Origin of the sequence: Algoriphagus sp. AGSA1, from assembly GCF_021390545.1 — a bacterium.
Classification (GTDB): domain Bacteria; phylum Bacteroidota; class Bacteroidia; order Cytophagales; family Cyclobacteriaceae; genus Algoriphagus.
The window spans coordinates 1-17,479 of record NZ_JAJUWR010000051.1; the positions used below are offsets into that span (position 1 = coordinate 1).

A 17,479-nucleotide genomic window follows, 5' to 3' on the forward strand; every position below is an offset into this window, starting at 1 on the left:
TCAATGCAAAAATCAAGGCATTCAGGGCTCAGTTCAGAGGTGTCACCAACATTGAATTCTTCCTGTTCAGACTATCAAATATCTATGCTTAAAATAACCAGCTCCCCAGCTATTCCGGCTGATCCTCTTTTACTTCATGAAAGTTATCAAGTAACAACACAAAAAAACCTTGATTTGAAACAAATCAAGGTTTTTGAAATTTTAAAAAAACGGTGCTTTACCCATTCATGCTGATCAAAAACTCGGCATTGTCCCGGGTTCCCTTCATTCTTTGAAGTAGGAATTCCATAGACTCCTGGGAATTCATGTCGCTCATCAGTTTACGGAGTATCCACACACGTTGCATTTCTTCTTTGTCCATCAATAGATCCTCGCGACGGGTGCCTGAGTTGAGCACATCGATGGAAGGATAGATTCTTCTGTTGGCAAGCTTACGGTCCAGGGCAAGTTCCATGTTGCCGGTTCCTTTGAATTCCTCAAAGATCACCTCATCCATTTTCGAGCCTGTTTCCACGAGTGCAGTAGCGATGATGGTCAATGAACCGCCATTCTCCACGTTACGTGCCGCACCGAAGAAACGCTTAGGCTTGTGAAGGGCATTGGCATCCACACCACCGGAAAGGATTTTCCCTGAACTTGGTACTACCGTGTTGTGGGCTCTTGCAAGTCTGGTGATGGAATCCAACAGGATCACTACATCATGGCCCACTTCCACCATACGCTTGGCTTTTTCCAAAACGATATTGGACACTTTCACATGCCTATCGGCGGTCTCGTCAAACGTGGAGGAAATCACCTCTGCATTTACCGATCTGGCCATATCCGTCACTTCTTCAGGTCGCTCGTCGATCAGTAGGATCATCAAGTGGACTTCCGGGTGGTTTTTGGTGATCGCGTTTGCGATTTGCTGTAGCAGTACCGTTTTACCGGTTTTGGGCTGAGCTACGATCATACCTCTTTGGCCTTTTCCGATAGGGGCAAAAAGATCCACTACACGGGTGGAGAATTTGTCTCCCGTGGTAGAGAGGTTTAATCTTTCTTCAGGGAAAAGAGGGGTCAGGTACTCGAAAGGCACGCGGTCCCGGATCTCATCTGTGGTCTTGCCGTTGACAGTGAAAATTTTCAAAAGGGCAAAATACTTTTCCCCTTCTTTAGGCGGTCTGATGGATCCTTTGATGTGATCGCCGGTTTTGAGGCCAAAAAGTTTCACCTGGCTTGGGGATACATAGATGTCATCCGGTGAAGCAAGGTAGTTGTAATCCAAGGAGCGAAGGAATCCATATCCTTCCTGCATCATTTCCAGTACTCCCTCATTTTCAATCACGCCATCAAATTCCCTAGGATTGACTCCCGGACGTCTGCGGCTTGTGTGAGGGACAGTCTCCGCTGCAGGAGCCATCACTTCGTCAGGCGACTTGAAGTTTCTTCTTCTGGGAAGTTCTATCTCCTGCTCCGGTTTAGGTTGAAGGGGGATGTTTTTAGGTTTTTCTTCAGAAGCTTGGGCAGCTTGATCTGTATCTTCAATAGCTTTGCGTCTAGGTCTGAATGTTTTTGGTTCCTCAGGGGAGGTTTCAGCTTTGGGTTGCAGGGCTTTATCTGGACGTTCCGGTTGGGCTTCTTTTTTAGCTTTCCAGTCCGGCTTGGCATCCTTGTCGCTTCTTGCTTCTACAGGTTTTTTTTGCTCTTCCGAAGGGAGCTCTTCCGCTTTTGGAACAGCAGTGACGTTCTGTCTCTTAAACTTCGGTTTGTACTCCGCTTCCTCTACAGGTTTGGGAGTAGCGGGAGTAGTGGCTTTGGGAGAAGCTACTGGCTTTGTCGGAGTTTTTTCAGGTTCCGAAGGGGTAGAGGATGAAGGTTTCTTTTTTGGAAGGGCCTGCTCAGGTGTGATGGCCTGCTGGTCAAGGATAGCATAGACGAGTTCGTCTTTCTTTAGAGATTTGCGGTTTTTGACACCTAGCTCCTCAGCGATTTCCTTCAGTTCAGATAATAATCTGACTCTGAGTTCTTCTATGTTGTACATAAAGAGGGGATGAAATAAATATAATGTAGTAAATGCGGTATTTGAGATCGTGGATGATTTTCCGAGCAAAAAAGATCTGCAGAAAACACTCAAGCCAAAGTGGGCTGGCTTGCTCATTCACGGTGATGTCACAATATTAAGCCTTGTGTTTGTATAAACCAAATATTTATCCTGTATAGGTTGTTTTTTCTGAAAGTCTCGAGTGTTTCCCGCAGAAAAGGGCGCAGATCAGCGCAGGTTAAACGGAAAGGGAAGTTTTTCTTTCAATTGTGTTGATGAATGTTTTTTAGGGAGGATTAAATAGTTCCCGCAGATTCTCGCAGAAAAGGGCGCAGATCAGCGCAGATTACACGGAAAGGGAAGTTTTTCTTTCAATTGCGTTGATGAATGTTTTTTCGGGAGGATTAAGTGGTTCCCGCAGATTCTCGCGGAAAAGGGCGCAGATCAGCGCGGATTATATGAAATGTAAGTTTTCATTTTCCTTGTTTTGTCCTAATTCATGGCAACGTATAAAACCTTGGGTCGGATTTAAACATTCAGTTGTCTCAAAATCATCAAAGATTTCCAGTTTCCGGGATTATCCAAATGTTGGCTATAGAAATCCAACAGGTGATCCAAAAGCTTCTGACGGAGTGCTTTGCCGACTCTGGTCTGGTTGGCAAAAGAGCCCGTCATCAGATCAGAAAGGTAGTTTTGTGCTTGTTGTAGCTCAATTGCAGAAAACGGCTGGGAGCGACTTTCAGACAGAAAGCCCTCTGCACCTTCTGGTGCAAACCCTAAATACCTGGCTTTCTCGATCAGAAATACCAATGGGAACTGCCCAAGCCGCGCTTCTTTACTGTCAAGGTCAAGGACACATTTTTTCAGAAAATCAAAAAGCGATTCGTTCTGATAATTTTCGTAGATGGACTTGCTGACCACCTCTGTGATGAAAAGCGCGATCCCGGTACGGGTGAAATCAAAAGGTATAAGTTGCTGTGCTCTATGGAGCTGGGCATCGGAAATGCGTTGTAAGCCAGCACTGTCTTTGTCATAAACTACAAGATCAAGAAGGGTTAGGGGTTGGTACAGCGCGATTTTTGTTTTATTTCCCTGGGCACGCACACCATTGACCAGGTAAGCTTTCAGTCCAAGCTCCCGGGTAAAAATCTTTACGATGATACTTGATTCTTTGTACCGTATGGAACTTAGTACTATCCCTTGGGTTTTTTTAAGCATTTTTTTATGTTTCCTGTAAATTTCCGCGTTGTTTCCCGCAGATCAACGCAGAGAAATACGCAGATATCACGCAGATATTTTATAAAAGGACAGACATCCAACACCGGACATCCCACATCAACCTATTTTCTGTCTTCATAAAAACACTTCCTACACCTTGCCTCATAGCTTTCCTTTTCACCCAGAACCACCTTTTCTTTGGCATCCGATAGCCTGAAAGAAAATGCCGCCAAATCCCCGCATTTCATACATACAGCGTTCACCTTAGTGACAAATTCAGCTATGGCCATCAACTTAGGCATGGGTTCAAATGGATTTCCCTCAAAGTCCATATCCAGCCCGGCAAGGATAACTCGCTTTCCTTGATTGGCAAGTTTTTGAGCCACAGGGACGATCTGCTCATCAAAGAACTGCACCTCATCTATGCCTACCACGTCACAGTCCCCGCTTAATAATAGGATGTCATCAGCAAAGTGGACAGGAGTGGAACGTATGGAGTTTTCATTGTGGGACACCACATCATTTTCGTCGTAACGCTTGTCTATGGAAGGCTTGAAGATCTCTACTTTTTGTTTCGCTATTCTGGCACGATTGAGCCTACGGATCAATTCTTCTGTTTTCCCGGAAAACATGGAGCCGCAGATCACCTCGATCTGTCCTTTTCTGCCTGAGGACTTCTGCCTGCCTATTGAAGGTTCTAAAAACATACCTGTTGCTATTCGCTGTATTCTATATGTGGGAATTTATTGAATTTACCCACACGGACAACGATCTCTCCTTGAGAAAGTTCTGCCTGACAGGCCAGTCTTTCACCAGTTTTCAATCTTCCTTGCTTTAGAAAATCAAGTTCTGCTTTGGTAGGAGGGGAGAGATATTCCTCACCGGATACCATGATTATTTTGCATGTGGTACATCTGCCTTTTTTGCCACAGGCATGCATCCAGTCAATATTATTTTCATGAATAATTTCGATAACTTTACGATGAACGCTAGAAGAATTAATCCTCAGATTAAATAGGTTTTCTATGACGATATGAGGCATTTGTTCGTTGACTTTTGTAAACGCCACTTTATAATGACTATTCAAATTAACAGCAATTATTTAGAAAAATACGCCGAAGACTATGCCGCAGTTGTTTGTGGGCGGTTTTTTGGCTCCAAGCAATACATGACCGGACAGGATATCGTGAATCTGACCACCAGTACCCAGGTGAATTTCTTTATCCTCAAAAGTCTGTTCGAACTATGGCAGGTGGAACTGGAGAAGCTGAAGAGCAGTCCCTACTTTGACTATAGGGATATAGCTGTGCATGAGGCGCTGACGGAGTTTATGAATGTGCTTTCCAGGAGAATCAAGATAGAAAAAGATCAGCTGCGGCCTTTACTCGAACGTGCGGTGGTGCAGGCTGTACAGGTCGCTACGGATCCGGTTTCCTTTTACCAAAGGGAGATTTCCAATGCCCCAGAGGGAAAGATCAATGATTTTCTGAAAGAAAACAAAAAGTACTATAAGTGGCATGCGAGGGCTGTTGATTTCCTGATTGACAAGGCCGGCTTTGGCCATGATGAAAGTGCCTATTTGCGTGCTGTTGCCGCAAATTATCAGGCAATCCAGGATTCGCTGGAGTCTGTGAATTTGTTGCTGGCTACCCTTGGAGACGTGAAACCATTTGACCTGGATTCCTATTTGGTCCAGGAGAATATCCCGGGTACTGGTGTGGAATATGCTACTTCAGCTCAGACCAAAGAGCAGGAAACCAAAAGTTCTTTCTTTGATCAAGTGGAAATCGAGGCTTCCGAAATAGGACAAGTGAAGCCCGAGCAGGTGGACATAGCGGAGAGGGAGTCGGTCAAAATAGTTCAAACAGCTTATACCAATGGGATTCCAGGGGGATTAGACGCATCTAATCTGAGGGCGAAGTTTGAAACCCTCTCCTATAAAGGAATGAAGGGTATAATGGGCGAACTGGCAGAAAGTGTTGCGATAAACCAGCGATTTATGTTTACCAAGGAGCTTTTTGATGGAAATGCTGATCTGCTCAAGCATGCACTTAAGTCTATAGATAAGTGTAGTGCGTTTGATGAGGCAATTGGCTTGGTAAACTCCCGATATGTGGGGGAATTAGGATGGAAGGTTGATACCGAACCCGTGCAGGAATTTCTGCTGCTCGTATATAGGAAGTTTGAAGTCTAATATCTTCGTGATCCGTATGGTTTGAAAATCCCGATTTTGGGATCTCCTGGTACACGAATATATACGTAATTGTAGTCAAAAAGCTTGCACTTGCTGAAAAACCGCTCGCATGAAAAATGGGCTAATCATTCAAAATGAAAGCTTTTAATCTATTGCTGACGTCTTTCAGCAGACCCAAAGTAAGTACCGTAGCAATACTGTCAAAAGCAGTAGGACATGCCCCTTGAAAGTATGTTGATCGTCACTTGAGTAAAGAGCCGTGCCCGGGCTCTTTTTCTTTTTGCGAAAGGTGAAAACCCTTTCAAGGTCATTTTAGTTAAAAGTGTTGCTTTCAATGTTAATTTTATAACTTAACCAGGCTAAGTGTTCGTCTTTCCGGTATTGTCTGCTGGAAAGACGATTTTTCAGTCTATGTTCCTGTTTTATCTCTGTGTAAAACGCTCATTTAGACAGAGATCCGAAATAACAAACACATGAAGGGATACCGTACGCTTCGAACACAAGTATTGTCAGAACTAAAGGCAAATCTGCCAAAAAGTTTGACCTATCATGGGATTGATCATACGTTAGATGTAATTCGTGTCTGTAACCAGTATATCAGGAGAGAAAAGATTTCGGAAAAGGATAGGTACTTGCTGCGTGTAGGGGCGCTTGTCCATGATATGGGATTTCTCAAAGGCTCCGTAAACCATGAGGAAGTAGGGGCCGGAATGGCAGAAGGTATTCTTCTGAAGTTAGACGTGGATCGAGAGGATATTGATCGGATAAAGGGACTGGTAATGGCTACCAAAATCCCCCAGACTCCCCGGAATTACCTTCAGCAGATCCTTTGTGATGCGGATCTGGACTATCTGGGTAGGGAGGATTATCCGGAGATCAGTGAAAAACTCTATGCGGAGTTAAAGTATATGGGAGTAATCTCCAACGCCAGGCAATGGAAGAAGCTTCAGATTGATTTTTTGAAAGCACACCATTACCATACGCCGTTTGCAAGAAAGAACAGAGAGCCCCAAAAGCAGATTTGGTTGGAAAAGCTTTTAAAGTCTTAGCCCAATCGGCCCAGCTGAAGTGCCCGAGAGCTGTCCATCTTGATGAAAATAAAGAGCAAAATGGTAAATGACCAGAGTGATGAGCCACCATAGCTGAAGAATGGAAGCGGGATTCCGACAACGGGGAACAGGCCAATGGTCATGGCAATATTGATCATAAAGTGAAACATCAGAATAGAGATTACCCCATAGCCGTAAATCCTACTGAATCTGTTTTTCTGACGTTCAGCCATGATCACCAATCGGGTAAGCAGGGTGACAAACAGGGCGATGACAACGAAGCTTCCCAGCCAGCCAAACTCTTCACCCAGCGTACAAAAGATGAAATCTGTATGCTGCTCCGGCACAAAGTCAAACTTGGTCTGGGTGCCCTGGAGATAGCCCTTTCCTGTGAGCCCCCCGGATCCTATGGCGATTTTTGATTGGGTGACGTTCCAGCCCACGCCCAAGGGATCCAGGTCGGGGTTGAAAAGAACCATCACTCTGTTTTGCTGATGCTGGGGAAGCTTGGACACCACATAATCAATACTGTAGGTAAATGCGATCAGCACAAGCCCGATTACGCTGAACGCGATGATCTGTTGAGGTGTTTTCTTGCCCATCAAAATGAGGATTACCACAAGGATAACGATGGCTCCCGCCAGATACAGATTGTTTTCGATTCCCAAGGACAGCAGTACAAGCGCAATAGCTCCTATGCCAATCACGTAGTATTTCTGAGGAAGTCCCTCCCGGTAAAACATGATCAACAAGGAAAAATACACCATGGCCGTACCAGTGTCGGGCTGAAGAATAATCAGTATGATCGGGAGTAGGAGAACAGCAAATGCCTGGAGTTGATACTGGGGTTTGGAGAGATCAAAAGTAGGCCTTTCCATAAATTTCGCCAGTGCCAATGCAGTGGCAAATTTGGCAAACTCTCCGGGCTGGATGCGGAAAGAACCAATTCCAATCGAAAGTATCTGTCCATTTACCTCTTTTCCCAAAAAGGGAGTGAGAAGCAGCAATACCAGCATTACTATATAGATAGGAATGGCCAGATTTTCAAAGAGCCGGTAATCCGCAGCCATGATTACGATGATAATAGCGATTGCTGTTCCTATCCATACCAGTTGGATTCCGGAATTGATTGAGGTGTCAAAGATGCTTTTGTCCACCTGGCCATCATAAACGGCTGCATAGATGTTAAACCATCCTATCATTACCAATGCGAAATAGATCATCACGGTGATCCAATCCACCCTGTTTATGTTGATATCTCTTTCTCCCATCAATAAATGAAGTTTCCGGCCAACACATATTCTTCCAGGGCAGGCCTGGATATACTGTCCTTAAGGTATTTTTCTATCATCAGTGAAGCTGTGCTTGCGGCAGCTCTTCCTCCCCACCCGGCATTTTCCACGTACACGGCGATGGCGATCTGCGGATTGTCTTTTGGGGCAAAGGCTATGAATACTGAATGATCTTCCCCGTGCGGATTCTGGGCAGTACCGGTCTTTCCCGCAATCTGTATGTCTTTGATGATGGCCCGGGTGGCCGTTCCGTAAAGGGCTTCCGTCATAGCGTCCTGCACCATGTCAAAGTGATGTGCATCTACTCCTACATCATGTTTGGTGAGGTATTCCTCTGGGATTTTATTTTTATCTCCGTCTATAGATCGTATCAGATGAGGTGTATAATAATAGCCTTTGTTGGCAAAAATTGCTGCTAGATTGGCCATTTGCAAAGGGGTGACCAACAGTTCTCCCTGACCTATTGACAAGGAATAAATAGTGGAGTATTTCCAACGGCCATTGCCATAGTAGTGGTCATAATAGGCACTGTTGGGCACCAACCCTTTCTTTTCATTTGGCATATCCACTCCCAGTGGGGAGCCAAGACCGAATTTCAACACCTTCTCTCTCCAGGCGTTAAGTCCGATTTCAGTGTCCTTAAATGTGTTGCTTGATACCTCCCGGTTGATGATTTGTCTGAACGCCTGGTGATAATATGGATTACAGGAATTCCTGATTGCCCCGAACAGGTTTACAGGCGACGGGTGATTGTGGCATGCCACCAGGGATCTGTTGCAGGCAAAGGTAGTAGAGGGGGTTAAGACACCCTCCTGCAATCCAATTAAGCTTTGTACGATCTTGAAGATAGACCCAGGAGGATAGGTGGCCATGATGGGGCGGTTGAAAAGCGGTTTTGTTTCCAGCTTGTTCAGAGCGGTATAGCTCTTCCCAAATTCGGAGCCGGTAAGGCTGTTTGGATCATAGAATGGCGCGGAGATCATGGCGAGAATCTCTCCGGTCTTGGGTTCTATGGCTACCACAGAACCGGTCTTTCCCATCATGAGTTTTTCCCCATACCGCTGCAGCTCCATGTCCAGTGTGGAATTGATGTTTCTGCCTGCCACTGAGGCAGTGTCGTATTCCCCTTCTTTAAAAGGGCCCTTATCCACTCCACGTACATTTACCATTTTGTACTTAACCCCTTTTTTACCTCGGAGCTCGTCTTCATAGAAGCGTTCCATCCCACTGAGGCCTACGTAATCCCCCTGCACATAGTAGCGGGAGCTGTCCCGTTCCAGCTGTTTCCCACTGATTTCCCCGATATATCCCAGTGCGTGCGAGGCAATAGGATTGGGATAGGAGCGAACAGACCTTGTCATAATAAACAAGCCTGGATAATCGATCAGAAAATCCTGTATCCGTGCAAATTCATTCGTGGATATTTGTTTGATGAATGTAGATGGTTTGACAGAAGAATATTTTCGGGCCGCTTGGTAGGATTCTATCAAGTGCTCCTTGGTAATCCCAAAAAGTTCCAGGAAGCGTGTAGTGTCACCCACATGAAATTCCTTGGGTACAATCATCAGATCAAAAATCGGGTTGTTATATACGAGTAGTTTTCCCTTGCGGTCATAGACCAATCCTCGATAGGGATGATCCACCACCCGTTGGATGGCGTTGCGCTCAGCTCTTTTCAAGAAACTGTCGTCCATCACCTGTATCATAAAAAGCTTGGTCAGCAGTACTGCGCCTATTATGAATACAAATATGATAATTACTACGGGCCTTTGGTCGTTCATCAGATTCCTCTCCTGCGTTTGAAGAACAGTAGTTGTACAATTATAGCCAAAATGACTGTAAATATGGAAGAGAAAAGACTTTTGTTTAGCACTCCATACCACCCTCCGACTCCCCACTGGTCAGCGATGAAAAACATCAGTGAAAAAGCAAAAACCAAAGGCAAAGAGTAGCTTAAGTACCAGCCCGTTCCCATTTCATTCAAGGTAGGGTTATTTGTGTCGTCATAACCCACATTGGGGCTGATGGCTTTAAGCCAATACGTTCTCAAAAAGGCCATGAGCGTGGACGCAGCGGCGTGTAATCCCAGGGTATCATAAAAGACATCGACGAGCAATCCCAGCCCAAAACTTATCAGGATCAGAGGAAAGCTCCTCATATTGATGGGAAAGCTCAAAATAGCCAGAAGATAGATAAAGCAGAAAGCCACTCCGAACAGGGCCAGGTTCTTCAACAGTAAAATCTGTATGAGAACCAGGCAAATAACCATGAATACGTAAGTAAGCAGATTCTTAAAGTTCATTGGTAAGCTCGGCTTGCTGTTTTAATGAATCAAGTTCGATCAAGTTGTTGTTTTCTACTAAATAGACATAATGCACTTTGCTGAAATCGGTACTCAGCTCTATGGCTATATCCAGGTAGTTTGGATTGTCACTTTGATTTACTGATTCAATGATCCCTACAAATATCCCTTCTGGAAAAACAGCGCTGAATCCCGTGGTGACCACAGTATCTCCGGGCTGGGCGGTGACGTGCCGCGGGACATAGAGCAGTTTGGATTTTTTGGCATTTTTCCCATCCCATTTTACCGAGCCAAATGAATCGTTGCTCTTGATCTTGGCAGAAAGATGGAATTCCGTGTTGAGCAGGGAGATGGCCACCGAATAGTTCTCCGATACTGATTTTACCCTTCCCACTACCCCCTGTTCATTGAAGACGCCCATTCCCGGTTTTACCCCGTCTTTGGCTCCTTTGTTCAGGGTGAGGTGATTTTGGGCAAAGCGAAGCGAATTACTGATGATGCGGGCTCCCTTGAAATCATACTGCGCTTTCAATGCCGAATCCAGATGCAGATCAACACTGTCGGGGATTTCCTTTAGGGTTTTCAATTGCTGGATCAATGCGGCATTTTCTGTGAGCAATGCGTCATTTGCTTCTGCAAGCGAAAAGAAGTCCACTACATCAGAGCGGGTCTTGAGCATGGAACCGGAGAGGGCATTGGCACTATTGAAGAAAGCGGCACCCTGGGGTGAATTATTGGAGACAATTAATCCTATCGCCAAGACTTCAAGCAAAACAAACAATAGAAAAGACCTTAGGCTATAAAGGAATTGAAGGATGCGTAGCATTCGGGGTTTAAGTCATCAATACTGTTCGGAAATTCTGTACGTTTTTCAGGGCGGTGCCTGTACCTCTCACTACTGCCCTCAGCGGATCTTCAGCAATGTGGATAGGCAGCTTGGTCTTCTGATGTAGTCTTTTGTCCAGGCCCTTCAGCAGCGCCCCACCTCCGGTGAGGTGAATACCGTTGTCGTAGATATCCGCAGAAAGCTCAGGAGGGGAGATTTCCAGCGCTTTCAGCACGGCTTCCTCTATTTTAGAGACTGATTTGTCAAGGGAGAAAGCTATTTCAGAATAGGAAACCTTGATCACCTTGGGGATACCGGTCATTAAGTCACGACCTCTGATTTCGTAATCTTCCGGAGGCTCATCCAGTTCGGTTAACGCGGATCCGATGGCGATTTTTACTTTTTCGGCAGAACGCTCCCCGATCAGCAAGTTGTGCTGACGGCGCATGTAATCCAGAATGTCTTTGGTGAAGGTATCACCGGCTACACGGATACTCTGGTCCGCTACGATTCCTGACAACGCGATCAGTGCGATTTCAGTGGTTCCACCTCCGATATCCACGATCATGGATCCCATTGGTTTTTCAATATCTATCCCTATGCCTATTGCTGCTGCGATAGGTTCGTAAATCATGTAAACCTCTTTTGCGCCGGCATGCTCCGCAGAATCACGTACGGCTCTTTTTTCCACTTCCGTGATGCCGGAGGGGATACAGATCACCATACGGTGTGACTGTGGGAAAAGCCCTTTCTTCTGTCCAGGGATCATTTTGATCAATCCCCTGATCATTTGTTCGGCCGCATAAAAATCGGCGATCACCCCGTCCTTCAGTGGCCTGATGGTTTTTATGTTTTCATGCGTTTTCTCATGCATGTTCATCGCTTCCCGACCTACTGCCAGCACGCGGTTGGTTGTTTTGTCGATGGCGATAATTGAGGGCTCGTCAACTACGATTTTATCTTTATGGATGATCAGGGTATTAGCTGTACCAAGGTCAATTGCAATATCACTAGAGAAAAAGTCAAATAATCCCATTTTTAGGTATTGATTGTATTTTTTGGAGTAAATAAGAGTTTAATATACTATGCTAAGCACTCATATTAAACGGGGGTGGGCAAAATTATTATCTTAATGGGACAAATTTGATAGAATCGGGATATTTTTTGGCAACAAAAAATCAAAGGATTCCCATACGGCTTCAGTTTGTATTGTTTTTCACTTAATAAAACTACCAGGATATCCGATCCTTTGATTGCCAATGGGAAAAGCGGTCAGGGATTTGAAGAAGGGAGGTGAATTTAAGATTACTGATGTGAGAGAGTTGGGCACTGCTTCTAGGGATTAAAAAAGAAGAGCTGCCTACGTGTGTGGATTCTGATAATCATAAATATTCATTATCTATAATTCTTGATTCGTGGCCACATTGTTTTTACTATAAAAATATTTTACCTTTGCGTCGTATTCGAAAGTTTCTGGAGGGGACACCATATGGTCCCCTCTTTCATTATGCATACTATGACTGAATTGAAACAGGCGATCGAAGAGATTGTGGAGAAGCATCTTCCGGATGAAAGTCATTTCGTCGTAGAAGTGAAAATGTCGGAGAAATCAGGCAAAAAGCTTCTTAATATCCTCTTGGACGCTGATGGAGGTGTTACGATCCAGGCCTGCGCCAAACTAAGCAGGGCTGTTTCGGAAGAGTTGGAGGCAAAAGAGATGATGCCGGAAGCCTATGTGTTGGAGGTTTCTTCACCGGGCGTGGATTATCCTTTGGGTAGCAGAAGACAGTTTCAGAAGAATATCGGTAGGGAGCTGAAGGTTTCTTTGACTTCAGGAGAGGAGATCGTAGGCAAGCTGCTGGAAGTGAGTGATACAGGGGTGGGCTTACTGGTGAAAAAGAAAAAAGAAAAGGGCAAAAAAGCCACAGAGGAGGAAATTTCTCTTCCCTTTGAAGAGATGAAGAAAACAATTGTACAAGTATCTTTTAAATAAATCAAATGGATGCCAGAGTTTTAATAGAATCCTTCGCTGAATTTGCGAGATCTAAAAATGTGGATCGACCTACAATGATCCGTATCTTGGAAGATGTGTTCAGAGCGATGATCCGCAAGAAGTTTGAAACTGATGAAAACTTCGATGTGACCATTAATGCTGATCAAGGTGACCTTGAGATATTCCGTATCCGGGAAATTGTCGATGACGATTCTGAGGATATTTGGGATTTTGATAAAATAAGCTTTACTGAAGCCAGAAAAATCGAACCTGATTTTGAGATCGGGGAAGAGGTTTACGAGAAAATCGAATTGGAGGCTTTTGGCAGACGTGCGGTACAAATGGCCCGTCAGACGCTGATCCAGCGCATCAAAGATCTCGAAAAGGATATTCTTTATAACAAGTATGAAGAGCTAGTAGGAGAGATTGTAAGTGCTGAGGTTTACCAGATCCTTGGAAGAGAGATTCTTTTGATGGACGGTGAAGGCAACGAATTGATCTTGCCAAAAGCGGAGCAAATCTCCAAAGACCGTTTCAGGAAAGGGGATACGGTAAAGGCAATTGTCCACCGGGTGGACATGTCCAATGGCAATCCGAAAATTATCCTTTCAAGGACTTCACCGGTATTCCTGGAGCGTTTATTTGAAAATGAGGTTCCCGAGGTTTATGATGGTTTGATAACTATCATCAAGATCGTAAGGGAGCCGGGTGAAAGAGCTAAAGTAGCAGTGGAATCTTACGATGACCGTATCGATCCAGTGGGGGCTTGTGTGGGAATGAAAGGTTCCAGGATCCATGCTGTGGTAAGAGAATTGCAGAATGAGAATATTGATGTGATCAACTATACTGAAAATCTGGACCTTTATGTCACTAGGGCATTGAGCCCTGCCAAGGTGTCCTCGATTACAGTGAATGAGGAGACGAAAAGGTTATCCGTATTCCTGAAGCCTGACCAGGTGTCACTGGCCATCGGTAAAGGAGGATATAATATCAAACTTGCCAGTAGATTGGTGGGTTATGAGATCGATGTATTCCGTGAGTTGAACGAATACGAAGAAGAAGACGTCGATTTGATGGAGTTTGTGGATGAAATCGACAGCTGGATAATTGACGAATTAAAGAAAACAGGCTTGGATACCGCCAAGAGCGTATTGAGCTTGACCAAGGAGGACCTGACCCGAAGAACAGAGCTTGAAGAAGAGACTGTCGATGAGATATTCAGGATACTCGGACAAGAATTTGACCAATAAACCGGGAAAAAATCCCCGGGTAATACCCTAATTATTTAAGATTTCGAAAGAAGTTTTTGCTTATGTCAGAAGAAAAAATGATGCGTTTAGGCCAGATAGCCAGAAAACTCAACGTGGGTACGGCAACCATAGTTGAGTCCTTGGCTAAAAAGGGCTATGAGGTGGAGAATAATCCGAATTCAAAAATCAACATGGATCAAGTGGAGATGTTGAATAAGGAATTCAAATCTTCTGCCCTGGATAAAGAGGAGGCATCGCACCTCTCTATAGGGAAGCGCCATGAGCCTATTTCTATAGAGCCTGAGACTCCTAGAGAGGAGCCTAAGCCTGCACCCACCCCTGAGCCTGCTCCCGCTCCTGCGCCAAAAGCACAGGAAGCCCCTACGCCTGCTGCTCCCAAGCCAGCCGCTCCGGAACCTGCCCCTGAGCCGACTCCTGAGCCTGCCCCAAAAGCAGCTGAAGAGCCTAAAACTTCTTCTGAGCCTACTCCGACTGCCGATCCGGAGAAAATCGCCACTGATCCTCCAAAACTGGAAGGGATCAAAGTATTGGGTAAAATAGACCTGAGCAAAAATACCAGCTCCCAGCCTAGACATAAGCAGCATGGCCAGCACAAGCAAGGCCAGAAGTATGGAGAGGCCAAGAAGCCTCAGACAGCTCAGCCCGCTCAGCAGAATAAACCTAAGCCAAGACCGGCACAGGAAGATAAAAAGCCGAATGTGCCATCAACAGACCAGGTGAAGAAAGAACAGCCAAAACCTGCTCCCCAGCAGCCCGATACCCCTGTGCCCCCAGTGCCAAAAGACCAAGTGATAGCCGCTAAAGCCGATTCACTTAAGGGGCTCACCGTATTGGGGAAAATAGAGCTTCCTGCTGATAGACCAAAGAAAAAGGGAGGCCCTGTGGCTTCTTCCGATGAAAGAGGAAGGGATAAAAAACGTCCGCGCAAGCGTATAGATAAGCCAGGAGGCCCTGGACAAGGAAATAGACCAGGAGGCCCTGGTGCCAGACCTCAAGGTGGGGGGGGCAATCGCCCTGCTGGAAATCAGCAAAGAGGTGGGGCTCCGGGAAGAGTACAAAAGGCAGAACCTACCCAAAAGGAAATCCAGGACCAGATCAAGCAGACCCTAGCCCGCCTCCAAGGTAAAAGCGCCGGAGGAGGAAAAGGCAAAAGCCGTAGAGATAAGAAAGCTGAAAGAGACAGGGATGTGGATTTCGAAACTGAAGAAACTAAAATCCTGAAAGTTACTGAGTTTATCTCAGCTAACGACTTGGCGGCATTGATGGATCTGTCTGTAAATCAGATTATCTCTGCCTGTATGTCCCTTGGGATGTTCGTGTCTATCAATCAGCGCCTCGATGCAGAGGCGATTACGATCATTGCGGATGAGTTTGGATATGAAGTGGAATTCACCAAATCCATCGAAGATGAGATAGAGGTGGAAGAGGAAGATTCTCCCGAGGAATTGGTGGAGAGAGCTCCTATCGTTACCATCATGGGACACGTCGATCATGGTAAGACTTCTTTGCTGGATTACATCCGTATGTCTAAAGTGACCGCAGATGAGGCAGGTGGGATCACCCAACACATCGGTGCTTACGATGTAATGACTAAAACCGGGCATAAGATCGCATTCTTGGATACACCTGGACACGAGGCGTTTACAGCGATGCGTGCTCGTGGTGCCAAAATCACCGATGTGGCGATTATAGTGATCGCGGCAGATGACAGCATTATGCCGCAGACCAAAGAGGCGATCAACCACGCACAAGTGGCTGGTGTTCCTATGATTTTTGCCATAAACAAAATAGACAGGCCGAATGCCAACCCAGCTAAAATCAAAGAAGAGCTGGCAAACATGAACCTACTGATAGAAGAATGGGGTGGTAAATATCAGTCGCAGGATATCTCTGCAAAAACCGGTGAAGGTGTTGACGATTTACTGGAGAAAGTACTTCTTGAATCAGAAGTATTGGAGCTCACTGCCAACCCTGACAAAAATGCCGCAGGTACTGTAATAGAAGCTTCCTTGGATAAGGGACGTGGATATGTATCCACAATCATGGTGCAGGCAGGAACGCTGAGAATCGGTGATATTATCCTTGCTGGACAGCATCACGGGCGTGTGAAGGCGATGTTTGATCACAAGGGCAAAAAGCTGAAAGAAGCCGGGCCATCTACACCAGTGCAGGTACTTGGACTAGGCGGCGCTCCTCAGGCAGGTGATATCATCAAAGTGTATGATACCGAACGTGAAGCTAGAGATATTGCCAACTCAAGAGAGCAGATCCAGCGAGAGCAAAGCCTAAGGACCAAGAAACATATTACTTTGGATGAGATCGGACGCCGCTTGGCAATAGGATCCTTCAAAGAATTGAACGTGATCATCAAAGGTGATGTGGATGGATCAGTGGAGGCTCTTTCTGATTCACTCCTCAAACTATCTAAAGATGAGGTCAAAGTAAGCATTATCCACAAAGGAGTGGGTCAGATCTCCGAATCTGATGTCTTATTGGCCTCTGCTTCTGATGCAATTATTCTCGGGTTCCAGGTTCGTCCTTCTGCCAACGCCAAAAAATTGGCTGAACAGGAAGAGATTGAGATCAGACATTATTCCATCATCTATGATGCGATCAACCAGATCAAAGATGCAATCGAAGGTATGCTGGAGCCAGAATTTGAAGAGGTGATCACCGGCAATATCCAAGTTCGTGAAGTGTTCAAAATCACTAAAGTGGGTACTGTAGCTGGTTCTTATGTGACGGATGGTTTCATTACCCGTAAGAACAAGATCCGTGTGATCAGGGATGGTATCGTAATCCATGAAGGCGAGATCGATCAATTGAAGCGATTCAAAGACGATGTGGCTGAAGTGAAAGCTGGCTACGAATGTGGTATATCCATTAAAGGATTCAATAATATCCAAATTGATGATACCATTGAAGGCTATGAAATGAGAGAGATTAAGCGAAAAAAGTAGTATTCGCCTGATTATATAACATAAAAGGGACAGCATGGCTGTTCCTTTTTTAGTTTCACCCCCCTATGATAACAGCTATTCTGATCCTACTGAGGTTCCTTTTTTATTTCTGCTTTGTCAGCCTTATTGTCGGTATGATCCGTCCTGTGCTTGTGCTTTGGTTTTTGGATCGGATGAATAGGCTAAAAGTCCTGAGACTTTATGGTATTTCTAGCTTGATTCTTTTGATGTTTCTTCTTTTGGCAAAACAATATTCTGTATAGAGCGGATGTTATGAAATGAGAAGTTTGTTTTGTCCATTTTAATGAAATTTCTCTGTAAATTATTCTAAGGTTTTGTTGGTTTTGCAAATTG

General features: G+C 45.1%; 14 protein-coding genes. 5 read left to right on the forward strand and 9 right to left on the reverse strand.

The features are described 5' to 3' along the window. Window positions 1–217: 217 nt before the first annotated feature. The 4 genes from rho to LZF95_RS24690 all read right to left on the reverse strand — a co-directional run bounded on the left by rho (window position 218) and on the right by LZF95_RS24690 (window position 4,280). Window positions 218–2,020, reverse strand: a complete 1,803-nt coding sequence (rho, locus tag LZF95_RS24675) for a transcription termination factor Rho (RefSeq protein ID WP_233758064.1) — start codon at window positions 2,018–2,020, stop codon at window positions 218–220. Window positions 2,021–2,548: 528 nt separating this feature from the next. Beyond that, a complete protein-coding gene (gene recO, locus LZF95_RS24680; RefSeq protein WP_233758065.1) occupies window positions 2,549–3,238 on the reverse strand; it encodes a DNA repair protein RecO in 690 nt (229 codons plus the stop codon). A gap of 122 nt (window positions 3,239–3,360) precedes the next feature. After that, window positions 3,361–3,945, reverse strand: coding sequence for a thymidine kinase (locus LZF95_RS24685; RefSeq protein WP_233758066.1), 585 nt, complete (start codon window positions 3,943–3,945; stop codon window positions 3,361–3,363). Between the two features lie 8 nt (window positions 3,946–3,953). Next, on the reverse strand, window positions 3,954–4,280 hold the full coding sequence (locus tag LZF95_RS24690; RefSeq protein WP_233758067.1) for a 2Fe-2S iron-sulfur cluster-binding protein: 327 nt from the start codon (window positions 4,278–4,280) through the stop codon (window positions 3,954–3,956). A 33-nt stretch (window positions 4,281–4,313) separates the two neighbouring features. Between LZF95_RS24690 and LZF95_RS24695 the strand changes: the two genes are divergently transcribed. After that, window positions 4,314–5,432, forward strand: coding sequence for a hypothetical protein (locus LZF95_RS24695; RefSeq protein ID WP_233758068.1), 1,119 nt, complete (start codon window positions 4,314–4,316; stop codon window positions 5,430–5,432). Window positions 5,433–5,905: 473 nt separating this feature from the next. After that, window positions 5,906–6,481: an HD domain-containing protein gene (locus LZF95_RS24700; protein ID WP_233758069.1), complete on the forward strand. Its 576-nt coding sequence runs from the start codon at window positions 5,906–5,908 to the stop codon at window positions 6,479–6,481. On the opposite strand, the gene rodA is transcribed toward LZF95_RS24700, so the two are convergent. The 5 genes from rodA to LZF95_RS24725 are packed head-to-tail and all read right to left on the reverse strand — an operon-like array spanning window position 6,478 to window position 11,937. Further along, window positions 6,478–7,752 (reverse strand): rod shape-determining protein RodA, encoded by a 1,275-nt coding sequence (gene rodA, locus LZF95_RS24705; RefSeq protein ID WP_233758070.1) that lies wholly within the window; start codon window positions 7,750–7,752, stop codon window positions 6,478–6,480. The two genes, LZF95_RS24700 and rodA, sit on opposite strands and share 4 nt — an antisense overlap. Then, window positions 7,752–9,554, reverse strand: coding sequence for a penicillin-binding protein 2 (gene mrdA, locus LZF95_RS24710; protein ID WP_233758071.1), 1,803 nt, complete (start codon window positions 9,552–9,554; stop codon window positions 7,752–7,754). The genes rodA and mrdA overlap by 1 nt, the downstream gene beginning before the upstream one ends. Beyond that, window positions 9,554–10,075 carry a rod shape-determining protein MreD gene (locus tag LZF95_RS24715; protein WP_233758072.1) on the reverse strand — a complete coding sequence of 174 codons (522 nt, stop codon included), beginning with the start codon at window positions 10,073–10,075 and terminating at the stop codon, window positions 9,554–9,556. Before LZF95_RS24715 ends, mrdA begins: the two co-directional genes overlap by 1 nt. Next, window positions 10,065–10,901 carry a rod shape-determining protein MreC gene (mreC, locus tag LZF95_RS24720; protein WP_233758073.1) on the reverse strand — a complete coding sequence of 279 codons (837 nt, stop codon included), beginning with the start codon at window positions 10,899–10,901 and terminating at the stop codon, window positions 10,065–10,067. The genes LZF95_RS24715 and mreC overlap by 11 nt, the downstream gene beginning before the upstream one ends. 7 nt (window positions 10,902–10,908) lie before the next feature. Then, the gene (locus LZF95_RS24725) at window positions 10,909–11,937 is read right to left on the reverse strand and encodes a rod shape-determining protein (protein ID WP_233758074.1); all 1,029 of its coding nucleotides are present in this window, start codon (window positions 11,935–11,937) and stop codon (window positions 10,909–10,911) included. Between the two features lie 480 nt (window positions 11,938–12,417). On the opposite strand from LZF95_RS24725, the gene rimP reads away from it, so the two are divergent. From rimP to infB, 3 genes are all read left to right on the forward strand, one after another. Beyond that, window positions 12,418–12,894 (forward strand): ribosome maturation factor RimP, encoded by a 477-nt coding sequence (rimP, locus tag LZF95_RS24730; RefSeq protein ID WP_233758075.1) that lies wholly within the window; start codon window positions 12,418–12,420, stop codon window positions 12,892–12,894. A 5-nt stretch (window positions 12,895–12,899) separates the two neighbouring features. Beyond that, window positions 12,900–14,144 carry a transcription termination factor NusA gene (nusA, locus tag LZF95_RS24735; protein ID WP_233758076.1) on the forward strand — a complete coding sequence of 415 codons (1,245 nt, stop codon included), beginning with the start codon at window positions 12,900–12,902 and terminating at the stop codon, window positions 14,142–14,144. A gap of 62 nt (window positions 14,145–14,206) precedes the next feature. Beyond that, on the forward strand, window positions 14,207–17,125 hold the full coding sequence (gene infB, locus LZF95_RS24740; RefSeq protein ID WP_233758077.1) for a translation initiation factor IF-2: 2,919 nt from the start codon (window positions 14,207–14,209) through the stop codon (window positions 17,123–17,125). The last annotated feature ends 354 nt before the right edge of the window (window positions 17,126–17,479 follow it).